18 protein-coding genes and 1 pseudogene are annotated in these 20,102 nt (G+C 68.5%); 2 read left to right on the top strand and 17 right to left on the bottom strand.

From position 1 onward, the window contains the following. Window positions 1-79: 79 nt before the first annotated feature. From AC1DCG_RS02520 to AC1DCG_RS02500, 5 genes are all read right to left on the bottom strand, one after another. Window positions 80-1,384, bottom strand: a complete 1,305-nt coding sequence (locus tag AC1DCG_RS02520) for a Xaa-Pro dipeptidase (RefSeq protein WP_477029644.1) — start codon at window positions 1,382-1,384, stop codon at window positions 80-82. A 13-nt stretch (window positions 1,385-1,397) separates the two neighbouring features. After that, window positions 1,398-2,705: an APC family permease gene (locus tag AC1DCG_RS02515; RefSeq protein ID WP_477029573.1), complete on the bottom strand. Its 1,308-nt coding sequence runs from the start codon at window positions 2,703-2,705 to the stop codon at window positions 1,398-1,400. Between the two features lie 80 nt (window positions 2,706-2,785). Beyond that, a complete protein-coding gene (locus AC1DCG_RS02510; RefSeq protein ID WP_477029572.1) occupies window positions 2,786-5,128 on the bottom strand; it encodes a TonB-dependent receptor in 2,343 nt (780 codons plus the stop codon). Window positions 5,129-5,279: 151 nt separating this feature from the next. Further along, window positions 5,280-7,292: a sulfotransferase gene (locus tag AC1DCG_RS02505; RefSeq protein WP_477029571.1), complete on the bottom strand. Its 2,013-nt coding sequence runs from the start codon at window positions 7,290-7,292 to the stop codon at window positions 5,280-5,282. Between the two features lie 343 nt (window positions 7,293-7,635). Beyond that, window positions 7,636-7,965 (bottom strand): hypothetical protein, encoded by a 330-nt coding sequence (locus AC1DCG_RS02500; protein WP_477029570.1) that lies wholly within the window; start codon window positions 7,963-7,965, stop codon window positions 7,636-7,638. A gap of 78 nt (window positions 7,966-8,043) precedes the next feature. Here AC1DCG_RS02500 and AC1DCG_RS02495 point away from each other — a divergent pair, with 78 nt between their 5' ends. After that, the gene (locus AC1DCG_RS02495; RefSeq protein WP_165259314.1) at window positions 8,044-8,340 is read left to right on the top strand and encodes an autorepressor SdpR family transcription factor; all 297 of its coding nucleotides are present in this window, start codon (window positions 8,044-8,046) and stop codon (window positions 8,338-8,340) included. Continuing rightward, entirely contained in the window at window positions 8,337-8,711 is a 375-nt protein-coding gene (locus AC1DCG_RS02490; protein WP_205691658.1) for an SdpI family protein, read from the top strand. Before AC1DCG_RS02495 ends, AC1DCG_RS02490 begins: the two co-directional genes overlap by 4 nt. On the opposite strand, the gene AC1DCG_RS02485 is transcribed toward AC1DCG_RS02490, so the two are convergent. The 12 genes and pseudogenes from AC1DCG_RS02485 to AC1DCG_RS02430 all read right to left on the bottom strand — a co-directional run bounded on the left by AC1DCG_RS02485 (window position 8,706) and on the right by AC1DCG_RS02430 (window position 20,093). Continuing rightward, window positions 8,706-9,989 carry an NAD(P)/FAD-dependent oxidoreductase gene (locus tag AC1DCG_RS02485; RefSeq protein ID WP_477029569.1) on the bottom strand — a complete coding sequence of 428 codons (1,284 nt, stop codon included), beginning with the start codon at window positions 9,987-9,989 and terminating at the stop codon, window positions 8,706-8,708. The genes AC1DCG_RS02490 and AC1DCG_RS02485 overlap by 6 nt on opposite strands. Window positions 9,990-9,995: 6 nt before the next feature. Beyond that, a complete protein-coding gene (locus tag AC1DCG_RS02480) occupies window positions 9,996-11,396 on the bottom strand; it encodes a glutamine synthetase family protein (RefSeq protein WP_165259317.1) in 1,401 nt (466 codons plus the stop codon). 32 nt (window positions 11,397-11,428) lie between these two features. Then, the gene (locus tag AC1DCG_RS02475; RefSeq protein WP_477029568.1) at window positions 11,429-11,839 is read right to left on the bottom strand and encodes a PIN domain-containing protein; all 411 of its coding nucleotides are present in this window, start codon (window positions 11,837-11,839) and stop codon (window positions 11,429-11,431) included. Further along, a complete protein-coding gene (locus AC1DCG_RS02470) occupies window positions 11,840-12,076 on the bottom strand; it encodes a hypothetical protein (RefSeq protein ID WP_165259320.1) in 237 nt (78 codons plus the stop codon). 38 nt (window positions 12,077-12,114) lie between these two features. Next, window positions 12,115-13,518: an aspartate aminotransferase family protein gene (locus AC1DCG_RS02465; RefSeq protein WP_477029567.1), complete on the bottom strand. Its 1,404-nt coding sequence runs from the start codon at window positions 13,516-13,518 to the stop codon at window positions 12,115-12,117. Beyond that, a complete protein-coding gene (locus AC1DCG_RS02460; protein WP_477029566.1) occupies window positions 13,515-14,276 on the bottom strand; it encodes a gamma-glutamyl-gamma-aminobutyrate hydrolase family protein in 762 nt (253 codons plus the stop codon). The genes AC1DCG_RS02465 and AC1DCG_RS02460 overlap by 4 nt, the downstream gene beginning before the upstream one ends. A 43-nt stretch (window positions 14,277-14,319) precedes the next feature. Then, window positions 14,320-15,447, bottom strand: coding sequence for an ABC transporter ATP-binding protein (locus tag AC1DCG_RS02455; protein ID WP_477029565.1), 1,128 nt, complete (start codon window positions 15,445-15,447; stop codon window positions 14,320-14,322). 196 nt (window positions 15,448-15,643) lie between these two features. Further along, window positions 15,644-16,501, bottom strand: a complete 858-nt coding sequence (locus tag AC1DCG_RS02450) for an ABC transporter permease (protein ID WP_477041363.1) — start codon at window positions 16,499-16,501, stop codon at window positions 15,644-15,646. Beyond that, on the bottom strand, window positions 16,498-17,391 hold the full coding sequence (locus tag AC1DCG_RS02445) for an ABC transporter permease (protein ID WP_165259329.1): 894 nt from the start codon (window positions 17,389-17,391) through the stop codon (window positions 16,498-16,500). Before AC1DCG_RS02445 ends, AC1DCG_RS02450 begins: the two co-directional genes overlap by 4 nt. A gap of 48 nt (window positions 17,392-17,439) precedes the next feature. After that, window positions 17,440-17,515 (bottom strand): annotated as a pseudogene (locus AC1DCG_RS02440) (hypothetical protein); the annotation flags it as partial. Window positions 17,516-17,527: 12 nt separating this feature from the next. After that, complete coding sequence (locus AC1DCG_RS02435) at window positions 17,528-18,622, bottom strand: ABC transporter substrate-binding protein (protein ID WP_165259330.1); 1,095 nt, start codon at window positions 18,620-18,622, stop codon at window positions 17,528-17,530. 94 nt (window positions 18,623-18,716) lie between these two features. Beyond that, window positions 18,717-20,093: a glutamine synthetase family protein gene (locus AC1DCG_RS02430; RefSeq protein ID WP_477029564.1), complete on the bottom strand. Its 1,377-nt coding sequence runs from the start codon at window positions 20,091-20,093 to the stop codon at window positions 18,717-18,719. Window positions 20,094-20,102 lie beyond the last annotated feature (9 nt).

The raw sequence follows: 20,102 nt of genomic DNA, 5'->3' as shown, positions 1-20,102 counted from the left end.
TCGCGACAGCTGTTTCAATGCTGCACAGCAACATTGAGTTGCGGCGCACAATGCACGCACCGAGCCAGCCGCGAAATGGCTAATTCTCCGGCAAGGTTTCGCCCTTGTAGATAACTCCGCCCTTCATGACCTTGGCCACGTTCGCCAGCACGCCGACATCGGCCAGCGGATCGCCCGCCACCGCGATCAGGTCGGCGTAGCAGCCGGCCTGGGCGCAGCCGACGTCCTTGTCCTTGCCCATCAAAGCCGCCGCGCTGGTCGTCGCCGACTGGATCGCCTGCATCGGCGTCATGCCGTAGCGGACCATGTAGGGCAGCTGGCGCGCGTTCAGGCCGTGCGGATAGACGCCGGCGTCGGTGCCATAGGCGATGCGCACGCCCGCCTTCACCGCCTTGCGGAAGCCCTCGCGCTGGGCGTCGGTCGTCTCGCGGTTCTTGCGCAGGGTCTCGGCCGGCCAGCCGTTCTTCGTGCCGATCTCGTCGATGTAATCGCCGTTGTAGATGTCGGCGACCAGCCAGGCGCCCCTGGCCTTCATCAGGGCGATCCCCTCGTCATCGATCAGCGAGCCGTGCTCGATCGAGCGCACGCCGGCCCGAACGGCCACCTTGATCCCCTCGGCCCCATGGGCGTGGGCGGTGGCGTAGGTCCCGCGCTTGGCGGCCTCCTCGACGGCGGCCTCGATCTCTTCCTTCGAAAGCTCCAGCTGGCCGGGCTCGGTGCCGACGGTCAGCACCGCGCCGGTGGCGATCAGCTTCAGGAAGTCGGCGCCGTGCACCAGGATGTCGCGGGTCTTGCGGTGGGTGTCGGCCACGTCCTGCACCACGCCCCGGCGCATCTCGGCGGGAATGCCGACGTCGGCGGCGATGCCGGTCACCTCCCCGCCCCCGCCGGGCGTGGTCACATAGGCCCCGGCGACCGACATCCGCGGCCCGGGGACCAGGCCCTTGTCGATGGCGTCCCGCAGCGCCACGTCGCCGAACGCCCGCCAGGTCCCGACGTCGCGCACGCTGGTGAAGCCGGCCATCAGGGTCGAGCGGGCATGGGCCGCGCCGATATAGGCCTGCTCGGCGGCCGTGGTCAGCAGCGGCTCGGCGATGTTCTCGGTCTGCTCCTGGTCGACGATGTGGGTGTGCATGTCGATCAGGCCGGGCAGCACCGTCAGGCCCGACCAGTCGCGCACGGGCCCGTCGGTCGGCGCGCCGGTCCAGGCGCTCACGGCCGTGATCCGCTCGCCCTCGATCCGGATCAGGCGGTCGGTCAGCACCTTGCCGGCCACCGGATCGACCAGCCTGCCGGCCCGCACGTAGGAGACCTGCGCCAGGGCGGAGCCGGCCGCCAGCAGCGTCAGGGCGGCGACGCCCGCCGTCAGGGTCGAGCGCAGCATCATGGGTCGGTCCTCAGGCGCGCGCCGTACGGCGCATCAGGAGATGGACGGGAAGGCCGGCGGCCAGCAGCACCAGGCCCCACATCACGGCCTCCCTGCCGGCGCCGAACAGGGTGAAGACGGCGTAGAGGCCGGCCAGGATCGCCACCACGGTCAACAGGCGCGAGCCGGGAACCAGGCCCTTGGCCTGCAGCTTCAGCGCCGCCAGGGCGCAGGCCAGGTAGGTGAACAGCGAGGCCGTGGTCGCCAGGAGGGCGATGAAGGTGAAGAGGTCGGCCATCGACTTGGCGTAGTTGATCCCGACCAGTGCGGTCAGGAACACGCCCGAGACGAGGTGGGCCCGCACCGGCGTTCCCCTGCCCGACGACTTGGCGAGAAACTTCGGAAACACCCCGCCCCGGGCCATGGCGTAGGGCATCTCGCCCTGCAGCAGCACCCAGCCGTTCAGCGCCCCGAAGGCGCTGATGGCGGCGAAGGCGGCCACGGCCATGGCCGCGCCCGAGCCCCAGAACCGGCCGATGAACTCGGCCATCGGCGCGTTGGAGGCCTTCAGGGCGTCGGGGGGCGAAAGCAGCACCACCGCCGAGCAGACCAGCAGGTAGACGACGCCGGTGAAGGCCGCGCCGAACAGGGTGGCGCGCGGGATGGTGCGGGCCGGATCCTTGACCTTGTCGGCCGGTACGGTGGCCGACTCCAGGCCCAGCAAGGCCCACAGCGTCAGGGCCGAGGCGGCGACGAGGCCCGGGCCGCCCAGTTGCGCAGTATCGAGCGGCGCGGTGATCGCGGCGGCGCCGTCGCGGCCCAGCAGCCAGGCCGACAGGCCCAGCACCGCCGCCAGCGGCAGCAGCTTGAGCACCGTGGTCACCACCTGCACCTCGCCCGCCAGCCGCGCGCCCAGGCAGTTGACGCCGATCAGGCCCCAGATCAGGGCCAGCGTCACCAGCGCATGCAGGCCCGGCGTCTTGGCGATGCCGGGAACCAGGACGGAAAGATAGCTGACCGCGCCGGTGGCGATGGCCGCATTGCCCACCCACAGCGAGATCCAGTAGGCCCAGGCCACGACGAATCCCGCCGTCCGCCCGAAGGCCTCCTGGGTATAGGCGTAGGGGCCGCCCTCGCGCGGCAGGGCCGCCGACAGCCGGGCGAAGACGAAGGCCAGGCAGAGGCCGCCGGCGATGGTGATGATCCAGCCCAGCACGCCGTTCCAACCGTACGGCGCCAGCGACGCGGGCAGCATGAACACGCCCGAGCCGATCATGTTGCCCACCACCAGGGCGCTGCACATCCAGAATCCGAGGGCCTTGGGCGACGAAGTACTCATACGGCCATGCTTTCACCCCCGTCCCGGACGCGCAACCGCCCCCGTCGCGAGACGGGGGCGGCGCGGGCTTTCGTCAGCGATCAGAACTTCTGGCCGAACTTCAGGCCGAAGGTCCGGGGCTGGTTGGGGATGACATAGACCTTGTCGGCGCAGACCGCCTCGGCGCACTGCACGAACCGGCTGGTGCTGGCCCGCTCGTCCGTCAGGTTGGTCAGATAGGCCGAGACCGACCAGCTGGCGCGCGAGAAGCCCGCCGACAGGTCGAAGGTCGCATAGCCCTCCTGCTTGCCCAGGATGCCCGCCTCGACCGTGCGCAGGTCCGAATAGGACGAGGTCTGCCCCACGACCGAGCCCTGGACGAAGGCGTCGTAGTCGCTCCAGGTGAACTCGTAGCGCGCCGTCAGGTTGGCCTTGAACTTCGGCGTGATCGGCAGGCGCGTGCCCTTGGGGGCCTGCGGCCCGTCGGGGAACTCGACCGAGCCCGGCGGACAGTCGGTGATCGGCACGCCGGCGCTGTCGGTGGCGCCGCAGTAATTGGCCGTCAGCTTGGCGTCGGTGTAGGCGGCCGCGGCGTTGATCGTGAAGCCCTCGGACACCGCCAGGGTCAGGTCGGTCTCCGCGCCCTTGATCTCGGCCTCGTTGGCGTTCTTGATCTCGGTCAGGCCATTGGCCCCCAGGATCGAGAACTGGAACTTGTTCCACTTCTCCAGATAGACCGCGCCGTTCCAGCGAAGACGGTTCTGGGCCCAGCTGGTCTTCCAGCCGAACTCGTAGTTCTTCAGGTAGTCCGACAGGTAGGGCGGCAGGGTGCCGCGCCGGTTGATGCCGCCGGGCCGGTAGCCTTCCGAATAGGTCACGTAGACCAGCTTGTGGGGGTCGATCTTGTAGGTGAGGTTCAGCTTGGGCGTGTTGCCCGTCTCCTTCACCCGCTTGTCGAGGTTGGTGCAGGGCGAACCGGCGATCACCGGCCCCTTGAAGCAGGCCCGCTCGCCCGTCGAGCCGTAGCCCGCGCCATAGCCGTAGAAGCCCACCAGCGAGTTGTCGGCCTCGAAGAAGCGGATGCCGGCGGTGGCCGTCAGGTTGGGCAGGATGTCGAACGACACCTCGCCGAACGCGGCCGTGTCGCGGTCGACGCGCTTCTGCTCGGTCAGCCAGATGGTGCCTGGGTGGCCCGGAACCGACAGCGACTCGCCCAGGGCCGAGATCTGGTAGTCCTGGTGGATGCCGTGCGCCTGGCGCTGGTAGAACAGGCCCGCGACGAAGCGCAGGCGCGCGTCCTGCGGCGAGCTGACCCGCAGTTCGTGGCTGATCCGGTTGTAGCGGTCCTTGCCCTGGATGAACTGCGACGGGTCCACCGGATTGCCGGCGTCGTCGGTCCAGTAGGCGCCGTAGCCGTACAGCGTGTCGTAGAAGTACGAGTAGTCGGTGTAGTCCTGCTCGGTGTCGGTCGTGCGCTGCAGGTACGAACCGGAATAGACGATGTCGAGGTTGCTGATCTTGCCCTCGACCGTCATGGCCGCCTGCCACCAGCGGTCGTCGGCGCTTTCCGGATAGTAGTGGCTGACCTGCAGGTCGCCGATGTCGGGGTCATAGCCGAAGAAGCCGCCGCTCTTCTGCACCTGACCCATGACCTGGGGCGTGATCGTCCAGTTCTCGCCCAGCTCGACCTTCACCGCCGCCCGGGCGCCGTGGGTCTCGACCTCGTTGTAGTTCTGCTCGGCCACGCCGGCGTTGTTGATGGTCACGCCCGAGGTCGGATAGGTGCGCGCCCCCGGCACGTTGTCGATGTAGCCGGCGTCGCGCTTGCTCCACCCCACCATGCGCACGGCGATGGTGTCGGACAGCGGCTGGTTGACGAAACCCTCGGCCACGTAGCCCGTGCCGCCGTGGTCGACCTTGTTGACCTCCAGGCTGTAGCCGGCCTTGAAGCCGGCCGTGCTGGGCTTGTTGGTGATGATGCGGATGGTGCCGGCCTGCGAGCTGGCGCCGTACAGGGTGCCCTGCGGCCCGGCCAGGGCCTCGACCCGTTCGATGTCGTAGATGTGGACGTCGAGCGCGCCCTGGATCGTGGTGATCGGCTGCTCGTCCAGATAGATGCCCACGCTGGGCAGCGAACCGGAGTGGTTGCCGTCGCCGCCGCTGGCGACGCCGCGCATGTAGACCTGGTTGAAGCCCGGCCCCGAGCCCTGGAACGACACGCTGGGCAGGAACTTCACATAGTCGGCGAAGTCGGCGACCTCCAGCTGCTCCAGCTTGGCCTGGCCCAGCGCCTGGATGCTGACCGGCACGTCCTGCAGATTTTCCGAACGCTTCTGGGCGGTGACGACCACCTCTTCCAGCGCCACCCCGCTCTCCTGCGCCAGCGCCGCCCCACAAAGCGCGCTGCTCGACATCAGGGCCGTGACCAGAAGGCCCGACCGCATTGTTTTTGAACGCCTAATCGACACGTGTTCGCTCCTTGGCCCCAGAGAGAACGACGTTCTTTCAATGTCGTGAGTCCGACAATCCGGCAAAGCTCGGCGACTGCGCAATTCACCGGACTGTTGCAAAAACGGCAGCGCCGTCTTCCGGTGGTCAAATAACAGGCGCGGCGGGATAGGCCGTCAGGACAGAGCCCAGCGCCGCCTTCAGCGGACCAAGCCAGGGTTCATAGTTGCGCCACTGGTCCACTCCGTCGCGGAAAATCGGCTGGCGCACCTGTTCGGAGCTCGCCGTGCGCACGGCGCGGTCGTTCTGGTGGAAATCCAGGCATGTCGCCTCGAACGGCAGGCCGCAATGATCCAGCAACCGGCGGATCTGGCCTTCCGGATCCTCGACCATCTCCTCGTATATCACCCGGTGCACGCGCCCCGGCAGCACGGCGTCGACGTGCGCCATCAGGTCCACGTAGTCGGCGTAGTAGCGCCCGATGTCTTCCAGGCCGTAGCTGAATGTCTGGCCCCGCGCGAAATGCTGCTTGAACCCCGAGAAGCAGCAGCCCAGCGGGTGGCGGCGCGCGTCGATGATCTTCGCATTGGGCAGCATCAGGTGGATCAGCCCGGCATGAGCGAAGTTGTTGGGCATCTTGTCGACGAAGAACGGCCGGTCGGTCTTGCGCTGCACCCGGGTGCGCTCGACGTACTCCTCGCCCAGCGCCCGCAGGGCTTCGGCGTCCAGCCCGGCCAGCGCCTCGGGATACAGCCCCTCGCCCCGGCGTCCGCCCAGCCGCTTGGCGATGGCGATGACGTCGGGCAGCTCCATCGTGCCCTCGACCTGCGAGTGGCTGGCCAGGATCTGCTCGATCAGGGTCGAGCCCGAGCGCGGCAGGCCGACGACGAAGATCGGGTCGGCCGCGGCCGCGCCCCAGCCCTTGCGCTCGGCGAAGAAGGCCGGCGTCAGCAGCGCCTTGCTGCGCGTCGCGTGGGCCGTGGTCTCGTCGGCGTCGTAGCGGATCTGGACACGACGCAGCTCGGCCCCCTTGGCGTAGTGCCCGAACGACGCCTCGTAGCGGCCGGCGTCCTCCAGCGCCTTGCCCAGGGCGTAGTGCAGGTGGAAGCGATCCTCGTCGGCCAGGTCGTCGCGGGCCAGCTGGCCCTCCATGACGGCCAGGTCCTCTTCGGAAAAGCGCAGGGTCTTCAGGTTGGCCAGGCTCCACCAGGCCTCGCCCAGCATCGGCGCCTGCTCGACGGCCTTGCGATAGGCCGCCTCGCACTCGGCGCGGCGGCCCAGGGTCTTCAGCGCGTGGCCATAGCTCATCCAGCCCTTGGGCTGGTGGGGATGATGCTCCAGCACCTGGCGATAGATGGCCACGGCCGCCTCGTACTCGCCGATCCGCACCAGGGCGGCGGCGCGCAGGTTGGCGTAGGCCGGATGGCGCGGGTCGGCCGCCTGCAGCAGATCGAGCTGCGCCAGCGCCTCCAAGGTCTTGTTCTGGCGATAGAGCAAGGTGGCCAGGTTGTGCCGCGCGGCGGTGAACCCGGGGGCGAAGGCCAGGGTCTCCGTCAGAATCCGTTCGGCGTCCTCATAGCGGCCCAGCCGCGCGGCCACCTCGGCCAGCATGCGCAGGGCGGCCGGCTCGTCGGGGCGCGCCGCCAGGTAAGCCCGCAGGCCATGCTCGGCCTGCGGCAGCTTGCCCTCGACCAGGGCCGAGGCCGCCGCGATCAGCGCCGGATCGCGCACCGAGGCCTTAACCTGGCGATCCCCCGCGGCCTGGGCGCCGACCAGGTCGCCCAGCACGGTCAGGGCCACCGACAGCGCCCGCCAGGCCTCGCCCAGGTTCGCGTTCAGCGTCGTGGCGCGCCGCAGCGCCGCCGCGGCCTCCTGCGTGCGGCCAAGATCCAGCAGGACGAGGCCATGCTCCAGCTGCACCTCCGCGGCCTGGGGCAGGGCGCGCGACAGCGGATCGATCACCGGCAAGGCGGCGGCCGGGTCGCCCGCCAGCCGCAGGGCCGCAGCCAGGATCAGGGTCGCGCCGGGATGACGCGGCGCGGCTTCCAGAATCGCCAGGGCCTGCTCGCGCGCCAGTTCGGGATCGTGCGACAGCAGCCGCGCCGCATGGCCCAGCGCGGTGGCCAGACTGCCCGTCGGCTCCGAAACCTGCCCTTGCATCTCACCCCGCCACGCTTGGTACCGACGGTATCGGAGAACGGCGGGCGGCGGGTGTCAATCGGCCGCGCGACGCCCGGCGCGCCGACCGGCCGCCTGCCGTCAAACCCAGCTTGGCCGCCTTGGACTAGGGCTTATCGACATTCACCCGACAGACGTCCCCTAAACCCGCTCTTCCCCGCGAAGGCGGGGACCCAAGCGGCGTCTGCGGATTGTCCTCGGCCCTGACTGCCCCCGAAAAGCAGCTTGGACCCCCGCCTACGCGGGGGAGCTCGGAGGAAACAGGCTAGGTTGCCGGAATGTCGATCCGACCTAAGGCTGCGCGCCCTTCGCCGAGCCGCCGCCCTCAGGCGCCGGTCTCGTCCACCGCGATGATCACCGGCTTGCCGCGCGACCAGGGCTCCCACCCGGCCTCAAGCGCCGAGGCGATGGCCGTCGCCACCAGCTTCTTGGGCACCTGTTCGGTCTTCAGCTGCGGCGCGCCGTAGCGGGGCTGCTCGCCGGGCGGAAACTCGATGACGACCTCGCGCTTGCCCTCGACGTGATGGACGGCGATGGCCATGCCGTGCCGCTCGGTCGGGTCCTTCGACCAGTGGGGCGTGCGTTGCAGCCGCCAGACATAGGTCTCGCCGTCGACCTCGATCTCGAATTCAGGGTTCAGCTTGGTTCGCGCCATGAGGGGGTGTTAGCGCGACGCGAGGGCCGAGGCCAGTCGCCGCTTGACTCATTTCGATGATTAGCTAATCGTCTTATCATGAGCCAGGTGTTCAAGGCCCTCTCCGATCCCACCCGCCGACGGGTGCTGCAGCTCCTTCGCAAGGGGCCGCTCAGCGCCGGCGAGCTCAGCGACCAGTTCGACGTCTCCAAGCCGACCATGTCGGCCCATTTCGCGGTGCTGCGCGAGGCCGACCTGGTGCACGCCGAGAAGTCGGGCAAGTCGGTCATCTACCACCTGAAGCTCTCGGTGCTCGAAGAGGCGCTGCTGGGTTTCGTCCACTCGTTCGGTGTCGGCGAGCAAGCATCGGCGCCCCGACAGGAGGTTGCGGAATGAAGAAGGAAGTGATCGCCGACCTCGCCTGGGGCGTCGGCATCGTCGTCCTGGCCCTGGCCGCCAGCCTGGCGCGCAAGCTGGGCTATATCGACACCGACACGGTCAACCGGCTGGTCATGGGCGCCATCGGCCTGATGGTCGCCTGGTTCGGCAACCGCATGCCCAAGCGCTTCGTCCCCAACGTCCTGGCGCGGCGGGTGCACCGGGTCGGCGGCTGGTCGATGGCGCTGAGCGGCCTGGTCTATGCCGGGCTCTGGGCCTTCGCGCCCTTCGACGTGGCGGTTATGGGCGGCTCCGGCGCGATCCTGGCCGGGCTGGCCGTGACGATCGCCTATTGCCTGTCGCTGCGAGCTCGGTCCAAGGCCCTATAGCCGGTCGCGCAGCGCGTACCAGGAAAGCCCCGCCACGGTCAGCGGCCAGCGCAGCAGCCGCCCGCCCGGGAACGGCGGCGTCGGCAGGCGCGACAGCAGCTCCACCCCGGCCGGCTCGCCCAGGGCCGCATCGGCCAGCAGCTTGCCGAACCACGGCGCCAGCATCACCCCCTGCCCCGAATAGCCGGCCGCCACGCGCACCCCCGGCGCCAGCTCGCGCACATAGGGCGAGCGGTGAACCGTGATCCCCAGGGTTCCGCCCCAGGCGTGGGTCACCTTCACGTCGGCGAGGTTCGGATAGATCTTCAGCATGTGCCGGCGCACGAAGCCGGGCAGGTCCGGCGGAAAGCCCGGCCGGTAGTTCTCGCCGCCGCCGAACAGCAGCCGCCCATCCGGGCTCTTGCGGAAGTAGTTCACGACGAAGCGGCTGTCGGCCACGGCGGCGTTCGAGCGGATGATCGCCTCGCCGCGCTCGCCCAAGGATTCGGTGGCCAGCACGAAGTTGTTGATCGGCATCACCCGCGCGCGGGCCTCGCCGCCGGCCAGTTCGTCCAGATAGCCGTCGCCGGTCAGGATCAACTGGTCGCACAGCACCCGGCCCGCCGCGGTCTCCACCATGATCCGGCCGCCCTCGCGCCTCCAGCTCCGGGCCCGGCTGCGCTCGTGGATGACCGCGCCCTTCGAAAGCGCCGCCCGCGCCAGGCCCAGCGCCAGGTTCAGCGGATGCAGGTGGCCGCCGCCGTTGTCGCGCACCCCGCCGTGATAGACCCCCGTGCCCAGGTCCTCGGCCAGGGCGTCCTCGTCGATCGGCTCCAGCTCATGATAGCCGTAGCGGGCGGCCATGAACTCGATGTGGTCGAGATCCTCGCCCTCGCCGCCGCTCTTGTGGCGCGCGTGGATCATGCCCGGGACGAAGTCGCAGGCGATGGCGTGCTCGGCGATCGTCGCGGTCAGGTGCGAACGGGCGTCCAGCGCCATCCGCCACAGCGCCGTCGCATCGTCGCGGCCGAGCATCTTCTCCAGCCAGGCCTGGTCGTTGCGCTGGCCCATGTGCACCTGGCCGCCGTTGCGACCCGAGGCGCCGGACCCGACCTGCGCCGCCTCCAGCACGACGACGGACACGCCCCGCGTGGCCAGCTCCAGCGCCGCGCCAAGGCCGGTGTAGCCCGCGCCCACGACGCAGACGTCGGTCGTGGTCTCGCCGTCCAGCGCCGGCAGCGGCGGCAAGGCGTGCGCCGTCTCGGCGTACCAGGAGGCAGCGGGGTGGCCGGTGTTCATCCGCCCCTACACGTTCAGCAGCAGGAACTCCCGCTCCCACGGGCTGATGGTGCGCATGAAGGTCTCGTACTCGGCCTGCTTCACCCGGGCGTAGGCGTTGCAGAAGGTGGCGCCGAGAATGTCGGTCAGCGCCTTGGCCTCCTCGAACAGGGTCACCGACTCCAAGAGGCTGCGCGGCAGCTCGATCCCCCGCGCACTGGCGTCGATCTCCACCGGTGCGGTCGGCGCCAGGTTCTGGGTCATGCCCAGGTATCCGCAGGCCAGCACCGCGGCGATGGCCAGGTACGGGTTGGCGTCGGACGAGGGGATGCGGTTCTCCACCCGGCGGTTGGCCGGGTCCGACGGCGGCACCCGCAGGCCGCAGGTGCGGTTGTCGTAGCCCCACTGGGTGTTGACCGGCGCGCCGCTGTCGCGGGCGATCCGGCGGTAGCTGTTCACGTAAGGCGCCAGGATGGCCATGATCGCCGGCAGGTAGCGCTGCTGGCCGGCGATGAAGGCGTAGAAGGCCGGCGTCGCCTCGCCCGTCTTCGGATCCGAGAACAGGTTGTCGCCGTCCTCGGTCAGGATCGACTGGTGCACGTGCATGGCGCTGCCCGGCTCGGTGGCCATCGGCTTGGCCATGAAGGTGGCGTAGATGTCGTGCTCCAGCGCCGCCTCGCGGATGGTGCGCTTCATCATGAACACCTGGTCGGCCAGCTCCAGCGGCGTGCCGTGGCGCAGGTTGATCTCCATCTGCGCCACCCCGCTCTCGTGGATCAGGGTGTCGATCTCCAGGCCCTGGCGCTCGGAGTACTCGTACATGTCCTCGAACAGGGCGTCGAACTCGTTGACGGCGCTGATCGAATAGCCCTGGCGCCCGGTCTCGGGACGGCCCGAACGACCGACGGGGGGCTTGAGCGGATAGTCCGGGTCGACGTTCTTCTCGACCAGATAGAACTCGATCTCCGGCGCCACGATCGGGCTCCAGCCCTTCTCGCGATAGAGCGACAGCACCCGGCGCAGCACCTGGCGGGGGCTTTCCTCCACCGGCCGGCCGTCGGGGTGGAAGGCGTCGTGGATCACCTGGGCCGTCGGGTCCTGCGCCCACGGCACGGCCGCCAGGGTGGCGAAGTCGGGAGTGAGGAAGATGTCGGTGTCGGACTGCACCGCGTTCACCGCCCCCTCGAACTCGGGGAAATCGCCGGTGATGGTCTGGTAGAACACCGCCAGCGGCAGGTTCATCGACGGGGTCCCCAGGAACTTGCGCACCGGCATGATCTTGCCGCGCGCGACGCCGGCCAGGTCGGGCACGACGCACTCGATCTCCTCGATGTTCTGGCTGCGGAACCAGGCCTGAGCCTCGTCCAGCGTCTTGACCCCCCGGGTGACCTTCGGACCGTCGTGGTTCTTCTTGTGCTTGGGCTTCATAGGGGCGCTCCTCGCGCTTGCTGAAGTTTGGGCTAGTGGAATGGGTTGATGATGCGGACACCCTCGACGACTTGGCCGTGCGAGAGATCCTCGGTGAAAAGTTCGGTGCAGCCGGCGGCGCGGGCCGCCGCGATCACGGCGCTGTCCCAGTAGGAAAAGCCGTAGCGCGCCTTGATCTCCAGGGCCGAGAGCAGCACGGCCAGGGTGTTGTCCTGCACCTTGAAGCGGGTCCAGGTCCGGACGAACTCAGCCGCGTCTTCAGGCTCCAGTCGTCCAGGACGCGACGGACGCGTGGCCTGAACGTAGAACTCCTGCAGCACCTGCACCGACAGCACCCCGTCGGTCCGATCCAACAGAATCCTGGCGGCCTCGCGCTTGGCGGCCTCGTCCGGCGCCTCGCTGATCGAATAGATCAGCACGTTGGTGTCGAAGAAGACCGCCACCTACTCCCCGCGCCGATAGAGTTCGTCGCGCGGCACGTTGTCGGCCGCGCGGAAGCCCCGGATCTTCGCCCGCAGTTCCGCCTCGCGCCGCTTCAGCCGCTCGAACTCGCTCTCGTCCTGGGCCACCTCGACCAGGAACTTCCGCACCAGAGCCGAGACAGACGTCTCCTGCTCGGCGGCCTTGATGCGGGCCCGCCGATAGGTCTCGTCATCGATAGAGACTGTGATGTTTTTCATGATTTCACAGTATCACAGTTTCACAGTGACACCGATCTTCACACCTCCTCCTTCGGCTTCAGCGCCCGCAGCACCGGCTCGGCCTCGTCGAGCGATTTGCGGATGATCCCCACCAGTTCGTCGATCTGGGCCTTGGTGATGATCAGCGGCGGGCAGCAGACGATGCTGTCGCGGATGGCCCGCACCATCAGGCCGTTCTTGATGCAGAGGTCGCGCACGATCGGACCGGCCTCGCCTTCCTTGTCGAGGAAGCGATGGTTGGTCCCTTTCTCGCGCACGATCTCGACCGCGCCGATCAGGCCGAGCGAGCGGGTCTCGCCGACCAGCGGATGGTCGTTCAGCGACGCCAGCGCCTGGGCCAGATAGGGGCCAGTCTCGCCGGCCGTGCGCTCGACCAGGCCCTCGCGTTCCATGATCTCGATGTTCTTGAGGGCGACGGCGGCCGCGGTCGGGTGGCCCGAATAGGTGAAGCCGTGGATGAAATCGCCGCCCTTCTCCCGCAGTTCGGCGACGATGTGGTCGGCCACGCCCACGGCCGAGATCGGCAGGTAGCCCGACGACAGGCCCTTGGCCATGGCGATCATGTCGGGCTTGATCCCGTAGTGCTGGTGGCCGAACCACGCGCCCAGCCGCCCGAAGCCGCAGATCACCTCGTCGCAGACCAGCAGGATCCCGTACTTGCGGCACAGGGCCTCGACCGCCGGCCAGTAGCCTTCCGGCGGGATGATCACCCCACCCGCGCCCTGCACCGGCTCGCCGATGAAGGCCGCGACGTTCTCGGGGCCCACCTCGAGGATCTTGTCCTCGATCGCCTTGACCGCCCGGTCGCGGAAGGCGGCCGGATCCTCGCCGAAGCCGTCGCCGAACTGATAGGGCTGCATCACGTGCTCGACCCCGGCGATCGGCAGGTCGCCCTGCTTGTGCATGTGCTTCATGCCGCCCAGGCTGACGCCGGCCACGGTCGAGCCGTGATAGGCGTTCCAGCGGCTGATGAAGACGGTGCGCTGCGGCTCCCCCTTCAGTTTCCAGTAATGGCGCGCCAGGCGGAAGACCGTGTCGTTCGCCTCCGACCCCGACGAATTGTAGAAGACGTGGGAAAGATGCCCGCCCATCTTCTGAGCGATCTTGGCCGCCAGCTCGATCGGCGGCGGCGTCGCGGTCTTGAAGAAGGTGTTGTAGTACGGCAGCTCCAGCATCTGGTCGTAGGCGGCCTTGGCCAGTTCCTCGCGGCCGTAGCCGACGTTCACGCACCACAGCCCGGCCATGCCGTCGAGGATCTGGTGGCCTTCCCCGTCATGGATGTAGACGCCCTCGGCCCGGGTGATGATCCGGCTGCCACCCTGCTCGGCGATGACCTTGTGGTCGGCCTGGGCCGGCAGGTGGTGGGCCAGGTCCAGGCGCTTGAGCTCGGCGATGTCGTGATTGCGGAGGGGAGCGGTCATGTCTGGGTTTCCCGTACGACGAGCGGCGAGCCTCTGAGGGCCCGTCCGAAAAGCTGGAAGAAGGTCTGGGACTGAGGGTTGGCCTCCGGCTTCCATTCCGGATGCCACTGCACGGCCAGCACCGGCGCGCCGTTGACGCTGGCCGACACCGCCTCGACGACGCCGTCCTGCGCGCGGGCCTCCACCGACAGGCCCTCGCCCAGCCGGTCGACGCCCTGGTAGTGCACCGAATTGACCACCGCCTGCTCGGCGCCGAAGGCCGTGGCCAGCACCCCGCCAGGGGTCAGGTCGACCGGATGGCGGTGGTCGAACATACCGTTGAAATCGACCTCGTCGGGCGCGTGGTGGGCGATCAGCTCGGCGCTGGTGGCCATGTCGCGCCGCAGGGAGCCTCCAAAGGCGACGTTGATTTCCTGGAAGCCCCGGCAGACCCCGAACACCGGCCGGCCCAGATCCAGCATGGCCTTGATCAGGTCGCGGGTCATGACGTCGCGATCGCGGTCGAACGGCCCCGGCGCGTCTTCGACGGCCTCGTCGTAGAACACCGGATCCAGGTTCGACGGGCTGCCGGTCAGCATCAGGCCGTCCAGCCGGGCGGCGACCTCCGAGGCCTTCATCAACCCCGGCATCGACGGCACGAGAAGCGCAGCGGCGTCGGCGTACCGCATCGCGCCTTCGACATAGCGGTTCATCACCGCCTGGGCCGGCTCGATCCCGACGGTGCGGGTGCAGCAGATGACGCCGGCGACGGGTCTCACCTGCCTTCCCCCTTGATGGGGGAAGGATTGGAAAGAAGACAGATCACGACAGCAGCACCGCCGGCGAGCAGGCGTGCCAGGCGATCCACACCGCCTCGCCCAGCCGGAAGTCCTCCTGGTCCCAGCGCGTCAGGTTGGGGCGCTGCACCTTCACGCGGCGACCTCCCTCGATTTCCACCTCGTAGGTCGACACCCCGCCCAGATAGGCCTCGTGCTTGATGACGCCCGCCACCGCGTTCGTGCCCTTGGGCGCATCGCCCATGTTGGGCGGCTCGCCGTCGTCGGGACGCTTGTGCAGCTCGATCTTCTCGGGGCGGATCGCCGCCCACACCGTGCCGCCGCGCGGGCCGGTCACGCCGTGGTCGAGAAAGATATCGGTCGGCAGCCCCGGCGAACGGATCACCGCGTGGCTCGGCTCATCCACCGCCAGCACGCCCTCGAACAGGTTCACGCTGCCGATGAAGTCGGCCACGAAGCGGCTATTGGGAAACTCGTAGAGGTCGTTGGGCGCGGCCACCTGCTGCAGCACGCCCTTGCTCATCACCGCGCAGCGCGACGCCAGCGCCAGCGCCTCGTCCTGGTCGTGGGTGACCATGATGAAGGTGATGCCCACCTTCTCCTGCAGGGTGCACAGCTCGGTGCGCATCTGCTCGCGCAGCTTGGCGTCCAGGGCCGACAGCGGCTCGTCCAGCAGCAGCACCCGCGGCCGCTTGACCAGCGCCCGGGCCAGGGCCACGCGCTGCCGCTGCCCGCCCGACAGCTGGTCGGGCTTGCGCTGGCCAAGGCCGCCCAGCTGCACCAGCTCCAGCGCCTCCTCGACCCGGCGGTCGCGCTCGGCCTTGCTCACCCGGTCGACCTTCAGGCCGTAGGCGACGTTGTCGGCCACGGTCATGTGCGGGAACACGGCGTAGGACTGGAACACCATGTTCACCGGCCGCTTGTTGGGCGGCACGTTCGAGATGTCCTGGCCGTCGATCAGGATCCGCCCCTCGGTAGGCGTCTCGAACCCGGCCAGCATCCGCAGCAGGGTGGTCTTGCCGCAGCCCGACGGCCCCAGAAGCGCGAAGAACTCGCCCTCCCGGATGCTCAGCGACACGTTGTCGACCGCCGCCAGCTTGCCGAAGCGCTTGGTGATGTTCTCGAAGGTGATGATGGGTTTGGCTTCGGTCACTTCGTCATTTCCCCCGAAAACGTCAGCGGCCTGTGTTCCTCGGCTCGCGAGGAACCTCCCCCTCTGGGGGAGGCGATCGCGTAGCGATCGGTGGGGGGCGTGACTGCGAGCCCTCCAAGACTGCGGCGGCTGAAAACTTCCCCCCACCGGCCTTCGGCCGCCTCCCCCACGGGGGGAGGTCCCAGTCGGGCGACACTCATTTGCCATCCCCCCCATGCGCCCCGGCGGCCGCGGCCGGGTCGCCCTGCAGCTTCAGCGCCACGGCGGTCAGGATCACGGTCAGCACGATCAGGATGGTCGAGGCCGCGTTGACCTCGGGCGTCACCGAGAAGCGCACCATCGAATAGACCTTCACCGGGAAGGTCACGGTGTCCGGGCCCGCCGTGAAGAAGGTGATGACGAAGTCGTCCAGGCTGAGCGTAAAGGCCAGCAGGGCTCCGGCCACCAGCGACGGGRTCATGTGCGGCAGGATCACGTCCTTGATGGTGCGGAACTCGCCGGCCCCAAGATCGCGCGCGGCCTCCTCGAGCTCGCGGTTGAAGCTGGCCATGCGCGCCCTGACCACCACCGCCACGAACGGGAACGAGAAGGTCACGTGGGCGATGATGATCGCCCCCAGGTTCAGCGGCCAGACCAGCCCTTGCGGCCAGGGCAGCACCTTGGCGAAGAACACCAGCATGCCCACGCCCATGCAGATCTCGGGCACCACGATCGGCAGGGCCAGCGCCCCGTCCACCACCGTCTTGCCCGGAAAGCGGAAGCGCCACAGGGCCAGGGCCACCAGCGCGCCCAGCACGACGCTGAGCAGGGTCGAGACCGCCGCGATGGTCAGGCTGTTGGCGAAGGCCTCGATCAGGCCGTCGTTGTTGAAGGCCTTCTCGTAGTATTTGAGCGTGAAGCCCTTCCAGACGATGTTGCGGCGGCTGTCGTTGAAGCTGAAGGCCATCAGGGCGATCAGCGGCGCGTAGAGGAACACCCCCACCGCCAGCAGCCACAGCCGGATCGGCCAGCGGCGCAGATATTCCAGGGGGCCTGGCGGGGCGCGCTTGGTCATCCCACGCCCTCCTTCTTCTTGCCCCTGGAGAGCAGCGCCTGCACGGCGATGGCGATGAAGGTCAGGTACATCAGCAGGAACGACAGGGCCGCGCCGAACGGCCAGTCGTTGGCGCGCTTGAACTGGCGCTCGATGACGTTGGCGATCATCTGGCTGTCGGGCCCGCCCAGCAGGTCGGGCGTGAGGTAAGCGCCCAGCGCCGGGATGAAAGTGATCAGGATGCCCGAGGCGATGCCCGGCAGGGCCAGCGGCACGACGATCCGGAACAGGGTGCGCAGGTGTCCCGCGCCGAGGTCCAGGCTCGCTTCAAGCAGCGACTTGTCCAGCCGGTCCAGGGCCGAATAGAGCGGCAGCACCATGAACGGCAGGTGCACGTAGACGAGGCCCAGGATCACCGCGAAGTTGTTGTGCAGCAGCTCCAGCGGCTGGTAGGCGCCCAGCGGCGCGACCTTGGCGCCCAGGTTCCAGAACCACTCGAAGGTCTGGTTGACGTAGCCCTCGGTGCGCAGCACCGCGATCAGCGCATAGGTGCGGATCAGGAGGTTGGTCCAGAACGGCAGCATGACCAGCAGCAGGAGCCAGGTCTTGGCCTTCTGCGAGGCGAAGGTGATGGCCAGCGCCACCGGGAAGCCGATCACCAGGCACAGCGCCGTCGTCAGCGCCGCCACCCAGGCCGACTTGACGAAGATCTTCAGGTACAGCGGCTCCAGCGCCCGGGCGTAGTTGGCGATCGTGCCGGTGAACGAGATCTCGGTCAGCCCGACATTGTGGCCGAAGCTGTAGGCCCAGACGATCGCCATCGGCGCGACGAAGAACACCACCAGCCAGACCAGCGGCGGTCCCAGCGCGGCGGCGAACACCGCCTTGGCCTTCTTCCAGCTCTGTTCCATGCCTTCCCCGCAAAAAAGCTCGTCATCCCGGAAGCGCCGCAGGCGCTATCCGGGACCCAGGGGCGGTGCGCACGGCCCCTGGGTCCCGGCTCTTCGCTGCGCTACGGCCGGGATGACGACCCGAGCCCTTGAACGATCAGGCCGCCCGCACGCGGGTGATGATCTCCTCGTAGAGGCTGGCCTTTTCCGCCCCTTCGAAGGCCCCGTATTCGCACTTCGACATGATGTCGGCGGGGGGGAAGATCACCTTGTTGTTCTTGTAGTCGTCCGGCATCAGCGCCTTGGCCGCCGCGTTGGGCGTCGGATAGAGGATGGTCTTGCTGATCTCGGCGCCGGCCTGGGCGTCCAGCAGGTAGTTGATGAACTTGTGGGCGTTGTTCGGACGCGGCGCGCCCTTCGGAATGCACAGGCAGTCGGAGTTGATGAGGCTGCCTTCCTTGGGCACCACGAAGTCGATGTCGTCGTCGTCCTTCATCGCCTGGGCGATGTCGCCGTTGTACTCCAGCACCAGGTCGACCTCGCCGGAGAGCAGGAGGTCCTGGCCGTTGTCGTCGTGGAAGGCCTTCACGAACGGCTTCTGCTTGATCAGCATCTGCTCGATCTTCGGCAGCATGTCGGCCGGGATGTCGTTGACCGAATGGCCCAGATACTTGGCCGCCAGGCGCACCAGGTCGGCGCTTTCCGACAGCAGCGCGATCTTGCCGGCGTACTGGTTGCTGTCGAACAGGTACTTCCAGCTGTCGGGCACGCCCGCGACCTTGCTCTTGCGATAGCCGATGCCCAGCAGCAACCAGGTGTAGGGCAGCGAGAACTTCCGGCCCGGGTCGAAATCCGGGTTCAGGAAGGCCGGGTCGATGTTCTTGATGTTCGGGATCTTGGCGTGATCCAGCGCCTCCAGCATGCCGGCCTGGGCCATACGGGTGACGAACTCGTTCGACGGCACGATGACGTCGAAGCCCGGATTGCCCGCCTTCAGCTTGGCGAACAGCTCGTCGTTGGTCGCGAACAGGCTCATGTTCACGTCGACGCCGCTGGCCTTCTTGAAGTCGCCCAGCGTGGTCTCGCCGATATAGGTGTCCCAGTTATAGAAGTTCAGCTTGGCCTCTTCGCCGCCGGCCTCGCCGGGCTTGGGCTTCTCGCCGCAGGCGGTGAACGACAGGCCGATGGCCGCCGCGCCGAACGCGGTCAGCAGCGAGCGGCGCGAGGCCCCCCGGAAGTGGTTGGTGCTCATGGCCTCGAAACTCCCTCTTTCGTTCGCATGAAGCGGACGAGGCCCCTTCCCCGCCGCCGGTTCAACCTAAAGCCTTAACTCCAGCGCCCCGCCGTCAGGCGTTGCGCAGATACCAGTCATAGTCGAGCTGTCCGACCACCTCGAAGAACCGCGCCTGCTCGGTGCGCTTCACCGACACGAACATCTCGACGAACCGCTCGCCCAGATAGTCGGCCAGCACCTGCGACTTCTCGAAGAGGTCGACGGCGGCGAACCAGTTGGACGGCAGGCGCACGTTCTCCTTGGCCGCGGCGGCATAGCCGTCGCCGACCACCGCCGGGCCAGGATCGATCCGGTTTGTGATGCCGTGGTGCGCGGCCGCCAGCAGCGTCGCCATCACCAGGTACGGATTGCCGTCAGCGCCCGCCACGCGGTGCTCGACATGGCGCGTCGGCGCCGGACCGGCCGGCACGCGCAGGGAAACCGTGCGGTTGTTGACGCCCCAGGTCGGCGCCACCGGCGCATAGGAATTGGCCTTGAAGCGGCGATAGCTGTTGGCGTTGGGGGCCAGGATCGCCATGCCCTCGCCCAGCAGCGCCTTCATGCCGCCGATGGCGTGCTTGAGCAGGTCAGAACCTTCCGGATCCTCGGCGGCGCACAGGTTGTTTCCGTCCGCGTCGTTGAAGCTGACATGCACGTGGAAGCCGTTGCCCGCCCGGTCGGCCCAGGGCTTGGCCATGAACGTCGCCTCGCAGCCATGGCGCAGGGCCACCCCCTTGGCCGCGCGCTTGTAGAGCACCGCGTCGTCGGCGGCGCGCAGCGCATCGGGCTTGTGCTTGAGGGTCAGCTCCACCTGGGCCGGGGCGAATTCCGAGATCGCGCCTTCCAGGGGAACGCCGATCGTGTCGGCGGTGTCCCACAGCTCGCGCAGGAACGGAGCGTTGGCCTCCAGTTCGGGCAGGCCATAGACCTGGATGCCGGTCGGCCGCTGGCCGGTCAGCACCGACTTGGCCGGCAGCAGTTCGCCGTTCGGGCCGCGCTCGATGTCGACGAGGTAGTATTCCAGCTCGCAGGCGGCGACCGGGGTGAGGCCATCGGCGGCGTAGCGGTCGAGCACCCGTTGCAGCACGTGGCGCGGGTCCAGGTCGTTGGGCGTCCCGTCCAGCTCGTAGAGCGACAGCATCACCTGGGCGACGTCGGGACCCAGCCACGGCGCCAAGGTCAGGGTGCCCGGCACAGGCCGCGCGCGACGGTCGGCGTCGCCGTCCTCCCAGACCAGGCCCGTCTCCTCGCAGTCGGCCCCGACGGTGTCGACCACCAGGATCGAACCCGGCAGGAACCGGCCGTAGTCGTAGATCGCCTGCAGCTCATGCACCCGCAGGCGCTTGCCGCGCGGCACGCCGGTCATCGAGGTGAAGAACACCTCGACGTACTTCACCTGCGGATGGGCGGCCAGGAAGTCGCGGCATTCCTGCGGATCGGCGACGCTCATTCGATCCCC

The organism is Caulobacter sp. 10L414 (assembly GCF_056395525.1).
Note: the sequence above shows the minus strand (reverse complement) of the source record. Positions and strands in the feature narration are given on the sequence as shown.

What these genes read in the sequence shown, in the direction of transcription:
- AC1DCG_RS02500 (WP_477029570.1), bottom strand. Translation starts at nt 7,965, where the DNA reads ATGGCGCGAACCAAGCTGAACCCTGAATTCGAGATCGAGGTCGACGGC.
- AC1DCG_RS02430 (WP_477029564.1), bottom strand. Translation starts at nt 20,093, where the DNA reads ATGAGCGTCGCCGATCCGCAGGAATGCCGCGACTTCCTGGCCGCCCAT.
- AC1DCG_RS02520 (WP_477029644.1), bottom strand. Translation starts at nt 1,384, where the DNA reads ATGCTGCGCTCGACCCTGACGGCGGGCGTCGCCGCCCTGACGCTGCTG.
- AC1DCG_RS02510 (WP_477029572.1), bottom strand. Translation starts at nt 5,128, where the DNA reads ATGCGGTCGGGCCTTCTGGTCACGGCCCTGATGTCGAGCAGCGCGCTT.
- AC1DCG_RS02480 (WP_165259317.1), bottom strand. Translation starts at nt 11,396, where the DNA reads ATGAAGCCCAAGCACAAGAAGAACCACGACGGTCCGAAGGTCACCCGG.
- AC1DCG_RS02515 (WP_477029573.1), bottom strand. Translation starts at nt 2,705, where the DNA reads ATGAGTACTTCGTCGCCCAAGGCCCTCGGATTCTGGATGTGCAGCGCC.
- AC1DCG_RS02445 (WP_165259329.1), bottom strand. Translation starts at nt 17,391, where the DNA reads ATGGAACAGAGCTGGAAGAAGGCCAAGGCGGTGTTCGCCGCCGCGCTG.
- AC1DCG_RS02505 (WP_477029571.1), bottom strand. Translation starts at nt 7,292, where the DNA reads ATGCAAGGGCAGGTTTCGGAGCCGACGGGCAGTCTGGCCACCGCGCTG.
- AC1DCG_RS02435 (WP_165259330.1), bottom strand. Translation starts at nt 18,622, where the DNA reads ATGAGCACCAACCACTTCCGGGGGGCCTCGCGCCGCTCGCTGCTGACC.
- AC1DCG_RS02485 (WP_477029569.1), bottom strand. Translation starts at nt 9,989, where the DNA reads ATGAACACCGGCCACCCCGCTGCCTCCTGGTACGCCGAGACGGCGCAC.
- AC1DCG_RS02465 (WP_477029567.1), bottom strand. Translation starts at nt 13,518, where the DNA reads ATGACCGCTCCCCTCCGCAATCACGACATCGCCGAGCTCAAGCGCCTG.
- AC1DCG_RS02490 (WP_205691658.1), top strand. Translation starts at nt 8,337, where the DNA reads ATGAAGAAGGAAGTGATCGCCGACCTCGCCTGGGGCGTCGGCATCGTC.
- AC1DCG_RS02470 (WP_165259320.1), bottom strand. Translation starts at nt 12,076, where the DNA reads ATGAAAAACATCACAGTCTCTATCGATGACGAGACCTATCGGCGGGCC.
- AC1DCG_RS02495 (WP_165259314.1), top strand. Translation starts at nt 8,044, where the DNA reads ATGAGCCAGGTGTTCAAGGCCCTCTCCGATCCCACCCGCCGACGGGTG.